The sequence below is a fragment of the Burkholderia multivorans ATCC BAA-247 genome, assembly GCF_000959525.1.
Lineage (GTDB): Bacteria > Pseudomonadota > Gammaproteobacteria > Burkholderiales > Burkholderiaceae > Burkholderia > Burkholderia multivorans.
The window spans coordinates 1165854-1181840 of record NZ_CP009832.1 but is presented as its reverse complement, the minus strand read 5'-3'; the positions used below and the strand labels follow the sequence as shown (position 1 = coordinate 1181840).

Genomic DNA, 15987 nt, shown 5'->3' with positions numbered 1-15987 from the left:
CCGCGCCGCGGTGCGGCGTCAGACGGCCTTGTACTGGTTGCGCGACTCCGGCGTCCGGTACAGCACGAGCGTCGCGATCAATCCGCACAGCGCGGCGACGCTGAGCCACAGCCCGGGCGCGGCCTTGTTCGCCGTTTCGTGGATCAGCAGCGTCGAGATCGCCGGCGTGAACCCGCCGATCGTCGTCGCGAGGCTGTACGCGAGCGAGAAGCCGGCCGTGCGCACGTCGGCCGGCATCACTTCGGTCAGCGCGACGACCATCGCGCCGTTGTACGACCCGTAGAGGAACGACAGCCACAGCTCGACGGCGAGCAAGCGCAGGAACGACGGCTCGGCGACGAGCCACGACACCGTCGGATACGCGGTGAGCAGCGTGAGCACGGTGAACGCGATCAGCACCGGGCGGCGGCCGATGCGGTCCGACAGGGCACCGGACAGCGGCAGCCAGACGAGGTTCGACACGCCGATGCAGACCGTCACGACGAGCGCGTCGAGCGACGAGAGGTGCAGCACTTCCTTGCCGAACGTCGGCGTATAGGCGGTGATCATGTAGAACGACACCGTCGTCATGATCACCATGCCCATCCCCGCGATCACGATCCCCCAGTTGTCGAGCATCGAGCGCATGATCTCGCCCATCGACGGACGATGGCGCTTCGCGAGGAACTCGTCCGTCTCCTTCAGCGAGCGGCGAATCAGGAACAGGAACGGCACGATCAGGCAGCCGATCAGGAACGGGATGCGCCAGCCCCATGCGGTCATCTCTTCGGCCGGCAGCGTGCGGTTCAGCAGCACGCCGACGAACGCCGCGAACACGACCGCGACCTGCTGGCTGCCCGACTGCCACGACGTGTAGAAGCCCTTGTGCCCCTTGGTCGCGATTTCGGACAGATACACCGACACGCCGCCCAGCTCGACCCCTGCCGAAAAACCCTGCAGCAGGCGCCCGAGCAGCACGAGCACCGGTGCGAGCACGCCGATCGTCGCATAGCCGGGCACCGCGGCGACGGTCAGCGTGCCGAGCGCCATCAGCGTGAGCGTCAGGATCAGCCCCTTGCGGCGTCCGTGATGGTCGATGTACGCGCCGAGCACGATCGCGCCGACCGGGCGCATCAGGAAACCCGCGCCAAACACCGACAGCGACAGCATCAGCGACGCGAACGCGTTGCCGCTCGGGAAATAGGTCTTCGCGATCGCCGACGCGTAATAGCCGTAGACCATGAAGTCGTACATTTCGAGGAAGTTGCCGCTAACGACGCGAAACACGGTGCGGACTTTCGATTCCTGCGTGATGGCTTGCGATGCTGTGGACATGTCCTTGTCTCGATCTCGAAGGGCGCGCGACCGTCGGCGCCTCATGAACGGACGCGGCGTGCGCCGTGCCGACCCCGACACCTGCACGCTCGCGCCGTGCCGGCCGCTGCGCACGATGAACGCGGCGGCGGCCGGCATGATCGGGCCATGATGCCACGCGAACCCGACATTTGCCTTTTGGTGACCATCCGCCGTCGCGATCGCGCGCGGGTCGTGCCGCTGCGGAAAAGCATGCGCCCGCGCAAAAAATCGGATCGACGCGATGGCCACGGCAGCATGACGCGCCGTTGCCCGTGCCAACTAACGAGAACGTGGGAAGGCCGACGTCGGCGCCCGCGTACGAACCGAAACGCGCACCGATTGGCGCACACGCCGCGGCCGCCTCACGAACCGCGGCGACGCGCCCGCGCGGCCTTCCGCGGGCGCTGCGGAAGCCGTTTACAGACGCGTTTCGCGTGCCGAGCGCAGGAACGCGTCGAGCAGCGGCGTGCAGTCGAGCAGCTCGGAGCCGCCCGCGCGATGGAACTCCGGGTGCCACTGCACGCCGACGACGAACGGCGCGCGCCGATAACGGATCGCCTCGATGATCCCGTCGCCGGACGAGACGGCCTCGATGTTCAGATCGCGGCCGAGATCGCGAATCGCCTGATGGTGGATCGAATTGACGATCGCCTCGCTGCGGCCGGGGAACATGCTCGCGAGCGTCGACGAATCGGGAAAGCGGATCGCATGGCGGTGCTGGTCGTAATGCTCGCTCACGTGCGCGTTGGCGGTCGGCACGTCGGTCGCGATGTCCTGGTACAGCGACCCGCCGAATGCGACGTTGATCAGCTGACAGCCGCGGCACACGCCGAGCACCGGCTTGCCGGACTCGATGAACTCGTGCAGCAGCTCGAGCTCGTACATGTCGCGCACGCGGTCGCCGGGCCATTCGGGGCGCGCGTCGGACGCCGCGTAGGTCTGCGGCGACACGTCGGCGCCGCCCTGCAGCAGCAGGCCGTCGAGATGCTTCGCGTAATCGCGCAGCCGGATGTTGCTCGGATGCAGCATCCCCTGGTGGCCGACGGTCGGAATCATGAACACGAGCACGTCGCGCGACATCACCCAGTGCGCGATCGATTCCTCGAGATACTGCAGCGTCTTGCCGCGCAGCCCCTTCGCGCCCGGCTCGGGATGGAAGATCCGCGCCGACACGCCGATGCGCAGCGTGCGCTGCGTGATGCGCTGGCCGGCGCGGTCGAACAGCCGGCGTGCGCGCGCGGCGATGATGCGGCCGAACACCGACCACGGCGTGTCGCTCTGCTTCAGATACGCAGGCGGCGCATTCTGCGCGCTCGCGGGCGGCGGGCGCGGCGTGTCGAAATCGGGCGGCGCGCCGAATCCGGGCGGCGGCGATCCGGGCTTCGACGCGGCGGCCGCTGCCGTCGCGGCCGCGGGCTCGGCGGCGGTCGCGGGCTCGGCGGCGGTCGCGGACGAGCCGGGCGCGCCCGGTTCGGTTGCCGTCGTGACGGGCGACGCGCCGTCGTCGGCGACATCCTGCGCGGCAGCTGCCGCCTGCGCCGCCGACGTGTCGGACATGTCGGTGGCTTTGGCCGGGGTGGAACGGGGAGAATCGGAAGAAGCGGACGAGGTGCCGGGCAGACCGGCCGGGGAAGGCGTGTTTTCGCTCATGACGATGGTCTGGTGCGTCGCTCACGCGGGTAGATAGACGAGGATTCATTATGCTTCAGCGCACGATCGTCCGGTAAACCTGCAACATCCTGTCGAGATTGTTGCAAGCCCGTCGCAAGCGCGTCGCCGTACGTCCGGCATCCGGTTCGCAGCCGGCTGGACACGTGTGATATATCACAATAATATCGACGCTTCGCCACGTTTCCGGGATCCCGCGCCATGATCGCGCCTCGTCCGGCCGCCGCGCCGCCGTCCGCATGAATGCCCCGACCGACCGACCGCGCGACCGCATCGATGCGTCCGCCACGAGCCTCGCCGAGCGCGCGTACGCGCTGATCCGGCGCGACATCGTCACGATGCGGCTGAAGCCCGGCGCCGCGCTGAACGAGGCGGACCTCGTCGCGCGCACCGGCATCGGCCGCACGCCCGTCCATCAGGCCGTGCATCGGCTCGTGCTCGAAGGGCTGCTGTCCGTGATGCCGCGCAAGGGGTTGATGGTGCAGCCGCTGTCGCTCGACGAGATCGTCGCGGTGATCGACGTGCGCCGCATCAACGAAGCCCATTGCGCGGAACTCGCCGCGCGCCACGCGACGCCCGACGATCTCGCAGCGCTCGCCGCGCTGCTCGACGCAGGCCGGGCGTGTGTCGAGCAGCACGACGTCGAAGGGATGATGGAGCTCGATCGCGCGTTCCATCAGACGATCGCGGCGGCCGCGCGCAACGCGGTGCTCGCCGACATCCTGCGCGGGCTGCACGATCGCTCGCTGCGCTTCTGGTTCGTCACGCTGTCCGAGCCGCACCATCTGGCCGACGTCCAGCGCGAGCACTGCGCGCTGTTCGAGCGGCTGTCCGCGCGCGACGCCGCCGGTGCACGCGCGGCCGTCGAACGTCATATCGATTCGTTCCGCTCCACGCTTGTCCAACATCTTCGCCCCTGAGCCGCTCATGACCACTTTCACGCCCTTCCCTCCGCTCGCCCAGCTCGCCGCCGATCTCGCCGCCGGCACGACCACGAGCCGCGCGCTCGTCGACGCCGCGCTCGAACGGATCGCCGATCCGTCCGGCCAGGGCGCCGTCGTCTTCACCGAAGTCGATGCGGACAACGCGCGCGCGGCCGCCGACGCGCACGACCGGCTGCGGGCCGCGGGCACCGTGCTGTCGCCGCTCGCGGGCATTCCGGTGTCGATCAAGGATCTGTTCGACGTTGCCGGACAAGTCACGCGCGCCGGTTCGCGCGTGCTCGACGACGCGCCGCCCGCGCGCGCCGATGCGGTCGCGGTCGCACGGCTGCGCCGTGCGGGGGCGGTGCTGGTCGGCCGCACCAACATGAGCGAGTTCGCGTTCTCGGGGCTCGGGCTCAATCCGCACTTCGGCACGCCCGCGTCGCCGTATCGACGCGACGTGCCGGGCGATGCACGCATCGCGGGCGGGTCGTCGTCGGGCGCCGCCGCGTCGGTCGCCGACGGGATGGCGGCCGTCGCGCTCGGCACCGACACCGGCGGCTCGATCCGCATTCCGGCCGCGCTGTGCGGGCTGACCGGCTTCAAGCCGACCGCGAGCCGCGTGCCGACGCAAGGCGGCGTCCCGCTGTCGACGACGCTCGATTCGTTCGGGCCGATCGGCGTGACGGTCGCGTGCTGCGCGCTCGTCGACCGCATGCTCGCCGGACTCGAGCCGAGCGTGCCGGCCGCGCGGCCGCTCGAAGGCGTGCGGCTCGGCGTGCTGACGAACTACGTGACCGACGGCGTCGACGCCGACGTCGCCGCTGCGCTCGATACCGCGCTCAAGCATCTGGAAGCGGCCGGCGCGATCGTCACCGAAGTGCGGTTCTCCGCGCTGGACCGGCTGCCGGACATCAACCGCTTCGGCTTCTCGCCGATCGAGGCGTACGCGTGGCACCGTCCGCTGCTCGCCGAGCATCGCGACCGCTACGACCCGCGCGTGCTGACGCGCATTCTGAAAGGCGAGCCGGCCACCGCGGCCGACTATCTCGATCTGCTCGCGGCGCGCCGCGCGATGCTCGACGAAGCCGCGCACACGGTGTGGGCGCGCTTCGATGCGCTGGTCGCGCCGACGGTGCCGATCGTGCCGCCACGCATCGCGGAACTCGAAACCGACGACGCCGCGTTCACGCGCACCAATGCGCTGATCCTGCGCAATCCGAGCGCGTTCAACTTCCTCGATGCCTGCGCGCTGTCGCTGCCCTGCCATCCGCGCGACGGCGCGCCGGTCGGCCTGATGCTCGCAGCCGCGCCGCACCGCGACGATGCGCTGCTCGCGATCGGCCAGTCGGTCGAGGCCGTGCTGAACACGATCCGCTGAGCGCGGCGCGCGGGGATGCGGCGGGGTGCCGCAGGCGCGGCGGCCGGTGGGGGCCGGACCGTTCGCGCTAAAATCGCGCGATCGTTTTCCGTACCGACCGACGAGGATCCCTGCCGACATGAAAGAAGCCACGCTTGCGCTGCGCCGCCAACGCCATCTGCTGATGCTGCTCGGATGGGTCTGCATTGCCCTGCTCGCCGGTGCGCTGTATCTGCAGTACGTGAAGAACGAAGATCCGTGCCCGCTGTGCATCATCCAGCGCTACTTCTTCGCGGCGATCGGCATTTTCGCGTTCCTCGCCGCCGGGATGCGCAACTGGCGCGCAATCTGGGTGCTCGAGCTGCTGATCGCGATCGCGGCGGCCGCCGGCGTCGGAACGGCCGCGCGGCACCTGTCGATCCAGATGAATCCGGGCTTCAGCTGCGGCTTCGACACGCTGCAGCCGATCGTCGACAGCCTGCCGCCGGCGCACTGGTTCCCCGGCATGTTCAAGGTCGCCGGGCTGTGCGAAACCGTCTATCCGCCGATCCTCGGGATCCTGCTGCCCGGCTGGGCGCTGATCGCGTTCGCCGTGATCCTCGTCGCGGTCGCCGCGAACCTCTGGCGGCATCGCCGCAAGCTCGCGGGCTGAGGCCTGCACACTGCGCGGGCGGCGGCCGCGCGCCGCGGCCCCGTTCGCACGCGGCCCGGCCCTGCCGGGCGCTCCGCGTAAACACCTAGCCGTTTCGTCCCCGTCGCGCGACGCCCGCGCGGCCCGCGCCCCTGCCGCGCGAACGGCGCGCCGCTGCGGCTTTCCGGCCCGACGCGCACGCATCGCTCCCCGCCATCGCGCGGTCGGCCTATGATCGACATGATCGCCGTCTGATAGCCCGCATCACCGCCCGGCCATGTTCGCGCGGCCGCGCGATGCTATCTTCGCGGCTGGATGGCGATCTACGTGCGCGAGACCGGGCGGTCTCACCCTGCGTAACGCGCGCCTGATCCGCAATGTCGACTGGATTCATCATGACAACGCAAACCATCCGCATCCGTCACCCTCATGGCGTCCGCACGTCCGGCCGCCCCGCTTGCGCGCGGCCCGCGCCTGCCGGGCGCGCACCGCTCCCGACCGTTCCCGTTGCCGCCGCGCCCGCCAGCCCGCGCCGCGCGTCGTGCCGCGTCGTCCCGATCGGAGCACGCTGATGGAAGCGTGGCTCGGCGATCTGCAGCAACTGCTCGCGCACGGCGAATCGGCCGTGCTCGTGACGGTCGCACACACCGACGGCTCCGCGCCGCGCGAGGCCGGCACGAAGATGCTCGTCACGCGCGATACGGCGCGTCATACGATCGGTGGCGGTCATCTGGAATGGAAGGCGATCGAAATCGCGCGGCATCTGCTGAAAGACGGCGCGCACGTGCCGCACGCGCGCCGGCTCGAACGGCTCGCGCTCGGCCCGAGCCTCGGCCAGTGCTGCGGCGGCGCCGTCGTGCTCGCGTTCGAGCGGCTCGACGTCGGCGATCTCGGCTGGATCACGTCGCTCGCGAAGCGCGTCGCGGCCGGCGCGGCGACGGTGCGTAGCGTATCATTCGGCCCCTCGCCCGGTGCGCCGCTGCTCAGCGAGCCGGAACCGGCCGCCGCACGCGCCGACTGCCTGCTGTGGGAAACCGGCGGCGTGTCGCTGATGACCGAAACGATCGCGCCGTATGCGTTCCCGGTCGCGCTGTTCGGCGCCGGCCACGTCGGCGCCGCGCTCGTGAAGGTGCTCGCGACGCTGCCGTGCCGCGTGCGCTGGATCGACCGGCGCGACGCGGCCTTCCCGGCGGCCGACGCGCTCGCCGGCATCGGCGATCTGACGATCGATGCGCTCGACGATCCGGCAACGGCCGTCGACGCCGCGCCGCCGCACACGTACTTCGTCGTCATGACGCACGACCACGCGCTCGACTTCGCGCTGGCCGAGCGCATCCTGCGGCGCGGCGACTACGCGTACTTCGGCATGATGGGCTCGCACGCGAAACGCGTGCAGTTCGATCATCGCCTCGCGGCGATCGGCATCGATCCCGTTCAGGTCGCGCGGATGCGCTGTCCGATCGGCGTCGAAGGCATCGTCGACAAGGCGCCCGAAGTGATCGCGATCTCGGTGGCCGCGCAGCTGCTGCAGGCCGTCGAGGCGAACGCGCAGGTGCCGGCGCACGCTTCCCCTACTCTCTGACCGACCATCACGACGCCATGACTCCGACATTCAAGAACAAGATCGCTCGCGCGCCGAAAGCCGAGCTGCATATCCATATCGAAGGTTCGCTCGAGCCCGAGCTGATCTTCGCGCTCGCGCAGCGCAACGGCGTGAAGCTTCCCTACGATTCGATCGACGCGCTGCGCGCCGCGTACGCGTTCACCGATCTGCAGTCGTTCCTCGACATCTACTACGCGGGCGCGAGCGTGCTGCTGACCGAGCAGGACTTCTACGACATGACCGCCGCGTACTGCGAACGCGCGCTCGCGGACAACGTCGTCCATACCGAGCTGTTCTTCGATCCGCAGACGCATACCGCGCGCGGCGTGCCGATCGAGACCGTCGTCGCCGGCATCGAGCGCGCGCTCGCGGATGCGGAAAAGCGCGGGCTGTCGAGCAAGCTGATCCTGTGCTTCCTGCGCCATCTGCCGGAAGAAGATGCGCTCGCAACGTTCGAATCGGCGCTGCCGCTGTTCGAGCGCTATCGTCACCGGCTGATCGGCGTCGGCCTCGACTCGTCCGAGCTCGGCCATCCGCCGACGAAATTCGCGCGCGTATTCGACAAGGCACGGGCGCTCGGGCTGAAGCTCGTCGCGCATGCGGGCGAGGAAGGCCCGCCCGCGTACATCTACGAAGCACTCGACGTGCTGAAGGTCGACCGGATCGACCACGGCGTGCGCGCGATCGAGGACGGTGCGCTCGTCGAACGGCTCGCGCGCACGCGCACGGCGCTGACGGTGTGCCCGTTGTCGAACCTCAAGCTCTGCGTGTTCGACGACATGTCGAAGCACACGCTGAAGGCGCTGCTCGACCGCGGCGTCGCGGTGACGATCAATTCCGACGATCCCGCCTATTTCGGCGGCTACGTCAACGACAACTATTTCGCGACGGTCGAGGCGCTGCAGCTCGGCGACGCCGACGTGCACGCGGTGATCCGCAACGGCTTCGAGGCGTCGTTCGTCGACGCCGCGCAGCGCGACGCGCTGATCGCGCGGCTCGACGCATACTGGCGCGCCGCGTGACGGCTGCAATCGAGGCGACGGACAGATGATCACGCACCGCACCGGCCGGCATGTCGCGACGACGGGACGCGCGCCGCACCGCACGCCGAGGCGATGCGACGTGGCGCGCCCGCCGCGCCCGGCATGGGCAACGCGCGATGCAGTGCGCGCTGCACGCGGCGCAATCGCGAATAACCGCCATGCACGCGCGTGCGCATCGCAGCGCGCGAACCGCCGCTGCGCCGATACGCGCACGGCTTCGTCGACGCCTTCGCCGCTGCGGCGCCGGCCGTTTTCTTCTGTCTGTCTTACCTTGATGCAGGACCCTTCGTCATGACGCAAACCGCTTTTCGCTCCCAGTTGCTGACCTTCAACGGCGACCCCGCACAATCGAGCCAGGCCGCGATTCACGAGACAGACGGTCTGCTGATCGTCGACGACGGCAAGGTCGTCGCGGCCGGCCCGTATACGCGCATCGCGCCGATGCTCGCGCGCGACGCAGTCGTGCACGACCTGCGCGGCAAGCTGATCGTGCCGGGCTTCATCGACACGCACATCCACTACCCGCAGACGGACATGATCGCGTCGCCGGCGCCCGGCCTGCTGCCCTGGCTCGACACGTACACGTTCCCGACCGAGCGCCGGTTCGGCGATCCCGAGCATGCGCGCGAGGTCGCGGACTTCTTCGTCGACGAACTGCTCGCCTGCGGCACGACGAGCGCGCTCGTCTACTGCACGGTGCACAAGCAGTCGGCCGACGCGCTGTTCGCGGCGAGCGAAGCGCGCGACCTGCGGATGATCGCGGGCAAGGTGATGATGGATCGCAACTGCCCCGAGTTCCTGCGCGATACCGCGCAGTCCGGCTACGACGACACGGCCGAGCTGATCGGGCGCTGGCACGGCCGCGGCCGGCAGATGTACGTGATCACGCCGCGCTTTGCGCCGACCTCGACCGAAGCGCAACTCGAGGCATGCGGCGAGCTCGCGCGCCGCCATCCGGACGTGTTCGTGCAGAGCCACGTCGCCGAAAACGTCGACGAGGTGAAATGGGCGGCCGAGCTGTTCCCCGGCCATCGCAGCTATCTCGACATCTACGATCGCTACGGGCTGCTGCGGCCGCGCGCCGTGTACGGCCACTGCATCCATCTCGACGACGAGGACCGCCGCCGGATGGCCGAGACGCGCACGGTCGTCGCGCACTGCCCGACGTCGAACTTCTTCCTCGGCAGCGGCTTGTTCGATTTCGACAAGGCCGGCGAATACGGCGTGCCGGTCACGCTCGCGACCGACGTCGGCGGCGGCACGTCGTTCTCGATGCTGCAGACGATGAACGAGGCGCACAAGGTCGCGCGGTTGTCGGGCCATCATTTGAGCGCGACGCGGATGTTCTGGCTCGCGACGGCGGGCGCCGCGCAGGCGCTCGATCTCGCCGATACGATCGGCACGCTCGCGCCGCGCACCGAGGCCGACTTCGTCGTGCTCGATCCGCAGGCCACGCCGCTGCTCGCGCGGCGCACGCAGCGCGCGGAATCGCTCGAGGAACTGCTGTTCGCGTTCGCGCTGCTCGGCGACGACCGCGCGGTCTATCGCACCTATGCGGCCGGCCGCCTCGTGCACGAGCGCGGCGCCGCATGCCGCGTCGCCGCGAACTGACGACGTCCCCGCGCCCGCACGCAGCGCGTGCGGGCCGGCAGCCGAGCGCCGTTCGATGCGCGCGCAACGCACATTTGCACGTTGCGCGCGCCATGCTAGAATGCGCCGCTCATTGGGGAGTAGCCGCTCCGCTCGATCCGCCGCACCGCTGCGTCGATCGTGACGGAGGCGTCCGTCAACAGACTTGGCCGTTCGGCCATGGCGGACGCAGCCACCGAGGCCTGGCGAGACCGATGGTTCATGGCGCGCCGCATCAGGGCCCGGCGCGCGGTGGATCGTCGCTCGCACGCATAACAAGGCCCGTGGAACCCCGTACGTGACTCAAGCCTTCCTGATCTCCACCGGCGCCGTCGCTCTCGCTGAAATCGGCGACAAGACCCAACTGCTCTCGCTCGTCCTCGCTGCGCGCTATCGCAAGCCGCTGCCGATCATTCTCGGCGTGCTCGTCGCGACGCTCGTCAACCACGGCTGCGCGGGTGCGCTCGGCGAATGGCTCGGCGCGCTCGTCACGCCGTCGATCATGCGGTGGGCGCTCGCGGTGTCGTTCGTCGGAATGGGCTTGTGGATCCTGGTGCCGGACAAGCTCGACGCGGACGAAGCCAATGCGAACCGCTCGAGGCTCGGCGTGTTCGGCGCGACGTTCGTCGCGTTCTTCCTCGCGGAGATGGGCGACAAGACGCAGCTCGCGACCGTCGCGCTCGCCGCACGCTTTCAGGATTACATAGGGGTCGTCGCCGGTACGACGTTCGGCATGATGCTCGCGAACGTGCCGGCGATCCTGCTCGGCGACCGCTTCGCGCATCGCCTGCCGACCAAGCTCGTGCACGGCATCGCGGCCGTGCTGTTCGTCGTGCTCGGCGTGCTGGCGCTGTTGGGCGTCGGCCTCTGATCGCACGCGCGGACGTCGCGGCGAACAGGCCGCGACAGTCCGCCTGCGCGCCGGATTCCGCCGATTATTTCGGCGCGGCCGCGGCGCCCGACGCCGGCGCCGGTGCAACCGGACGCTCGTTGGAAGCCGGCATCGCGGGCCCGCCACGCTTGTCGACCGGCAAGCGGACCGTGCGCACCGCGCCGTTCGCAAGCGGGAAATCGGCGAGCGCGCTGCGCGCGAGAAACGGCATCGCGTTGAGCATCGCGCCGTTGTCGCCGGTCGTGCGCGCGGTCACGTTGTAAACCTCCTTGCCGGTCGCGCGCTCGGTGATGCGGATGCCGAGCGTGTAGTCGAACACGCGATACGTCTGCGCGACGTAGCCGGCCGGCATCGGCCCCCAGGGCCCCCAGGGGCCCCACGGGCCGCCGCGCCAGTACGGCCCCGGCCCGATGAACCACGGATCGTAATAGACCGGCTGCGGCACCGTCACGAGATCGCTGCCGACGTTGTACGACAGGCCGACGAGGTAGCGCGCCTGCGCAAGCGGCACCTGCCGGAACGCATACGCGGACAGCTCGTTCGCGACGATCGGCTCGTACGTCGACTGCTCGATGCTGTTCTTCTGCGCATCGGTGCGCGTGAACGCATAGGTGCGCGTCGCGTCGCTGCCGCTCCAGTCGGAAAAGGCCGTGACCTGCGTCGTCACATAGCTGGTGCAGCCTGTCAGCAGCGCCGCGCCGAATGCCGCGATGCAGCCGGCGGCACGATGAATCCATTCGCGTTTCATGTTCGTCCTCGTCGATCCGTTTCCCGTTCGTCGCACCGCGCGAACCGGACGGGATGTCGATAATACGCGGACCGTCCGAACCGGTAAAAAGTTCGCGCGGCGCGCAGCCGCAAGCCTTTGTACAATGAGCCGGTTCGCCAGGTCCGCGCCGCGGGCCCGATCCCCTTTCCACGACCTCGACGACCATGTCCGACAACGCCTCTTCCACCGTGATTCGCCGCGCCGACTACACGCCGCCGGCCTTCCTCATCGATTCCGTCGCGCTCGAATTCGATCTCGAGCCGGCCCGTACGATCGTCAGGAATACGATGCGCGTGCGTCGCAATCCCGATGCCGCGCCCGCACCGCATCTGGAGCTGATGGGCGAGGCGCTCGAATTCCTCGGCGCCCAGCTGAACGGCGCGCCGCACGGCGCCGTGCGCGCGCACGAGCACGGGCTGACCGTCGAGAACGTGCCCGACACGTTCGACCTGACGCTCGAAAGCGCGTGCGCGCCCGACCAGAACACGACGCTGTCGGGCCTGTACGTATCGAGCGGCAACTTCTTCACGCAATGCGAGGCCGAAGGCTTCCGCCGCATCACATACTTCCTCGATCGTCCCGACGTGATGGCGTCGTATACGGTCGTGCTGCGCGCCGACAAGGCCGCGTATCCGGTGCTGCTGTCGAACGGCAACCTCGTCGATTCGGGCGACCTGCCCGACGGCCGCCACTTCGCGAAATGGGAAGACCCGTTCCGCAAACCGAGCTATCTGTTCGCGCTGGTCGCGGGCAAGCTCGTCGCGATCGAGGAGCGGATCACGACCGGCTCCGGCAAGGAAAAGCTGCTGCAGGTGTGGGTCGAGCCGGCCGATCTCGACAAGACGCGTCACGCGATGGATTCGCTGATCCATTCGATCCGCTGGGACGAACGGCGCTTCGGCCTCGAGCTCGATCTCGACCGCTTCATGATCGTCGCGGTCGGCGACTTCAACATGGGCGCGATGGAGAACAAGGGGCTCAACATCTTCAACACGAAGTACGTGCTCGCGAACCCCGAGACGGCGACCGACGTCGATTTCGCGAACATCGAATCGGTGGTCGGCCACGAGTATTTCCACAACTGGACCGGCAACCGCGTGACGTGCCGCGACTGGTTCCAGCTGAGCCTGAAGGAAGGCCTGACGGTGTTCCGCGACCAGGAGTTCTCGGCCGACATGGCCGCCGGCGACGATCTCGAATCGGCCGCGCGTGCGGTCAAGCGCATCGAGGACGTGCGCGTGCTGCGCCAGCTGCAGTTCGCCGAGGACGCCGGCCCGATGGCGCATCCGGTGCGCCCGGAAAGCTACGTCGAGATCAACAACTTCTACACGATGACCGTCTACGAGAAAGGCGCGGAAGTCGTGCGGATGTATCAGACGCTGTTCGGTCGCGACGGCTTCCGCAAGGGGATGGACCTCTACTTCAAGCGCCACGACGGCCAGGCCGTCACGTGCGACGATTTCCGTCACGCGATGGCCGATGCGAACGGGCGCGATCTCGCGCAGTTCGAGCGCTGGTACAGCCAGGCCGGCACGCCGCGCGTCAGCGTGCGCGCCGCGTATGACGCCGCCGCGCGCCGCTACACCGTCACGCTCGCGCAGGGCTACGGCGATGCGTCGCCGGCCGCGCGCGACACGCAGCAAGGTCCGCTGCTGATTCCGTTCGCGATCGGGCTGATCGGCCGCGACGGCCGCGACCTGCCGCTGCGCCTCGACGGCGAGGCCGCTGCAGCGGGCACGACGCGCGTGCTGGAGTTCACCGAGACCGAGCAGACGTTCACGTTCGTCGACGTGCCGGAAGCGCCGCTGCCGTCGCTGCTGCGCAATTTCTCGGCGCCGGTGATCGTCGAATACGACTACAGCGACGACGATCTCGCGTTCCTGCTCGCGCACGACAGCGACGCGTTCAATCGCTGGGAAGCCGGCCAGCGGCTCGCGACGCGCGCGCTGCTGACGCTCGCTGCGCGCGCGGCCGCGAACGAGCCGCTGACGCTCGGCGAGAACTTCGTCGCCGCGTTCCGCCGCGTGCTGACCGACGCGAACCTGTCGCCGGCGTTCCGCGAACTCGCGCTGACGCTGCCGTCGGAAACCTACCTCGCCGACCAGATGGCCGAAGCCGATCCGGCCGCCGTGCATCGCGCTCGCCAGTTCGTGCGTCGCCAGCTCGCGACCGCGCTGCGCGCCGAATGGCTCACCGCGTACGAACAGCACCAGACGCCCGGGACGTACGAGCCGACGCCCGAAGCGTCGGGCCGCCGCGCGCTGAAAAACCTCGCGCTCGCGTATCTCGCGGAACTCGAGGATCCGGCCGACGCGGTACGGCTCGCGACTGCGCAATACGACGCGGCGAACAACATGACCGATCGCGCGGCCGCGCTCGGCGCACTGCTGTCCGCGGCGGCGGCCGGCGCGAACGAGCCGGCCGAGCGCGCGCTCGACGACTTCTATCGCCGCTTCGAGAAGGAAGCGCTCGTGATCGACAAGTGGTTCGCGATGCAGGCCGCGCAACGCGGCACGCCCGCGCAGCCGACGCTCGCAAAGGTTCGCAAGCTGATGGCGCATCCGGCGTTCAATCTGAAGAATCCGAACCGCGCGCGCTCGCTGATCTTCAGCTTCTGTGCGGCAAACCCCGCGCAGTTCCATGCGGCGGACGGCTCGGGCTATGCGTTCTGGGCCGAGCAGGTGCTCGCGCTCGACGCGATCAATCCGCAGGTCGCCGCGCGGCTCGCGCGTTCGCTCGAGCTGTGGCGCCGCTACACGCCCGCGCTGCGCGACAAGATGCGCGAGGCGCTCGAAAAGGTCGCCGCAGGCGCGAAATCGCGCGACGTGCGCGAGATCGTCGAGAAGGCGCTCGCCTGACGCGCCCCGCATCGCGGCAGGCGCGCTCGCGCATCGAGGCCGGTACTGCGCCCTGCAGTGCCGGCCTTTTTCCATGAGGCGCGGCGCGTGCCCGCCGCGCGCGTGCGCTACCGCACCATAGCCACGCGAACCGGGCCGATTCGCGCGCCGCGCGTTGTAACGGGACGAAAAAACCCGTCGGCCGCCGAGGCCCGGCAGGTAAAATTGCGGCAACTCAAGGATTCTTTGGCCTTTCGGAGTCTGTCATGTCCATTGCCCGCCGCACCACGCTGTCCAAGTTCCTGATCGAACAGCAGCGCGAGACCAACAACCTCCCCGCCGACCTGCGCCTGCTGATCGAAGTCGTCGCCCGCGCGTGCAAGGCGATCAGCTACAACGTGTCGAAGGGCGCACTGGGCGATGCGCTCGGCACCGCCGGCAGCGAAAACGTCCAGGGCGAAGTGCAGAAGAAGCTCGACATCCTGTCGAACGAGATCCTGCTCGACGCGAACGAATGGGGCGGCAACCTCGCCGCGATGGCCTCGGAGGAAATGGAAACGTTCTTCCCGATCCCGGCGAACTATCCGCGCGGCGAATACCTGCTCGTGTTCGATCCGCTCGACGGCTCGTCGAACATCGACGTCAACGTGTCGATCGGCACGATCTTCTCGGTACTGCGCTGCCCGGACGGCAAGCAGGCGACCGAAGAATCGTTCCTGCAGCCCGGCACGCAGCAGGTGGCGGCAGGTTATGCGGTTTACGGCCCGCAGACGGTGTTCGTGCTGACCACCGGCAACGGCGTGAACTGCTTCACGCTCGACCGCGAAGTCGGCTCGTGGGTGCTCACGCAGAGCAACATGCAGATCCCGGCCGATACGCGCGAATACGCGATCAACGCCTCGAACGCGCGTCACTGGTACGACCCGGTCAAGCGCTACGTCGACGAACTGAACGCCGGCAAGGACGGCCCGCGCGGCGATAACTTCAACATGCGCTGGATCGCATCGATGGTCGCCGACGTACACCGGATCCTCAACCGCGGCGGCATCTTCATGTATCCGGCCGACAAGCGCACGCCGGACCGCCCGGGCAAGCTGCGCCTGATGTACGAGGCGAACCCGATGGCATTCATCGTCGAGCAGGCGGGCGGCGCGGCCACCACCGGCACGCAGCGGATCATGGAAGTCCAGCCGACCGGCCTGCACCAGCGCGTGCCGGTGTTCCTCGGCTCGAAGAACGAAGTCGAGCGTGTGACCGCCTATCACCACGAAAGCCAATAATTTGCACCGCAACACTG

General features: G+C 68.9%; 12 protein-coding genes and 1 riboswitch. Of the genes, 9 read left to right on the top strand and 3 right to left on the bottom strand.

Annotated features, from left to right (window positions below; genetic code table 11):
• Positions 1-18: 18 nt before the first annotated feature.
• Both tcuC and NP80_RS17950 read right to left on the bottom strand, forming a co-directional pair.
• Positions 19-1314 carry an MFS transporter gene (gene tcuC / locus NP80_RS17960; RefSeq protein WP_006410412.1) on the bottom strand — a complete coding sequence of 432 codons (1296 nt, stop codon included), beginning with the start codon at positions 1312-1314 and terminating at the stop codon, positions 19-21.
• 438 nt (positions 1315-1752) lie between these two features.
• The gene (locus tag NP80_RS17950) at positions 1753-2985 is read right to left on the bottom strand and encodes a gamma-glutamyl-gamma-aminobutyrate hydrolase family protein (RefSeq protein ID WP_045594032.1); all 1233 of its coding nucleotides are present in this window, start codon (positions 2983-2985) and stop codon (positions 1753-1755) included.
• A 257-nt stretch (positions 2986-3242) separates the two neighbouring features.
• Between NP80_RS17950 and NP80_RS17945 the strand changes: the two genes are divergently transcribed.
• The 7 genes from NP80_RS17945 (at position 3243) to NP80_RS17915 (ending at position 11063) form a co-directional block, all read left to right on the top strand.
• A complete protein-coding gene (locus tag NP80_RS17945) occupies positions 3243-3923 on the top strand; it encodes a GntR family transcriptional regulator (protein ID WP_006411188.1) in 681 nt (226 codons plus the stop codon).
• Between the two features lie 7 nt (positions 3924-3930).
• On the top strand, positions 3931-5307 hold the full coding sequence (locus tag NP80_RS17940) for an amidase (protein ID WP_006400753.1): 1377 nt from the start codon (positions 3931-3933) through the stop codon (positions 5305-5307).
• A 118-nt stretch (positions 5308-5425) separates the two neighbouring features.
• Positions 5426-5938, top strand: coding sequence for a disulfide bond formation protein B (locus NP80_RS17935; RefSeq protein WP_006400754.1), 513 nt, complete (start codon positions 5426-5428; stop codon positions 5936-5938).
• A gap of 550 nt (positions 5939-6488) precedes the next feature.
• On the top strand, positions 6489-7499 hold the full coding sequence (gene xdhC, locus NP80_RS17930; protein WP_006400755.1) for a xanthine dehydrogenase accessory protein XdhC: 1011 nt from the start codon (positions 6489-6491) through the stop codon (positions 7497-7499).
• Positions 7500-7516: 17 nt separating this feature from the next.
• Complete coding sequence (locus NP80_RS17925; RefSeq protein WP_006400756.1) at positions 7517-8542, top strand: adenosine deaminase; 1026 nt, start codon at positions 7517-7519, stop codon at positions 8540-8542.
• 312 nt (positions 8543-8854) lie between these two features.
• Entirely contained in the window at positions 8855-10174 is a 1320-nt protein-coding gene (gene guaD, locus NP80_RS17920) for a guanine deaminase (protein ID WP_035489291.1), read from the top strand.
• Positions 10175-10276: 102 nt separating this feature from the next.
• A riboswitch (yybP-ykoY riboswitch) is annotated at positions 10277-10413 on the top strand.
• Positions 10414-10490: 77 nt separating this feature from the next.
• The gene (locus NP80_RS17915; RefSeq protein WP_006400759.1) at positions 10491-11063 is read left to right on the top strand and encodes a TMEM165/GDT1 family protein; all 573 of its coding nucleotides are present in this window, start codon (positions 10491-10493) and stop codon (positions 11061-11063) included.
• Between the two features lie 64 nt (positions 11064-11127).
• Here NP80_RS17915 and NP80_RS17910 read toward each other — a convergent pair whose 3' ends face one another.
• A complete protein-coding gene (locus tag NP80_RS17910; protein WP_006400760.1) occupies positions 11128-11832 on the bottom strand; it encodes a DUF4136 domain-containing protein in 705 nt (234 codons plus the stop codon).
• 185 nt (positions 11833-12017) lie between these two features.
• On the opposite strand from NP80_RS17910, the gene pepN reads away from it, so the two are divergent.
• Entirely contained in the window at positions 12018-14711 is a 2694-nt protein-coding gene (gene pepN / locus NP80_RS17905) for an aminopeptidase N (protein WP_006406254.1), read from the top strand.
• 245 nt (positions 14712-14956) lie between these two features.
• On the top strand, positions 14957-15970 hold the full coding sequence (locus NP80_RS17900; protein ID WP_006400763.1) for a class 1 fructose-bisphosphatase: 1014 nt from the start codon (positions 14957-14959) through the stop codon (positions 15968-15970).
• The last annotated feature ends 17 nt before the right edge of the window (positions 15971-15987 follow it).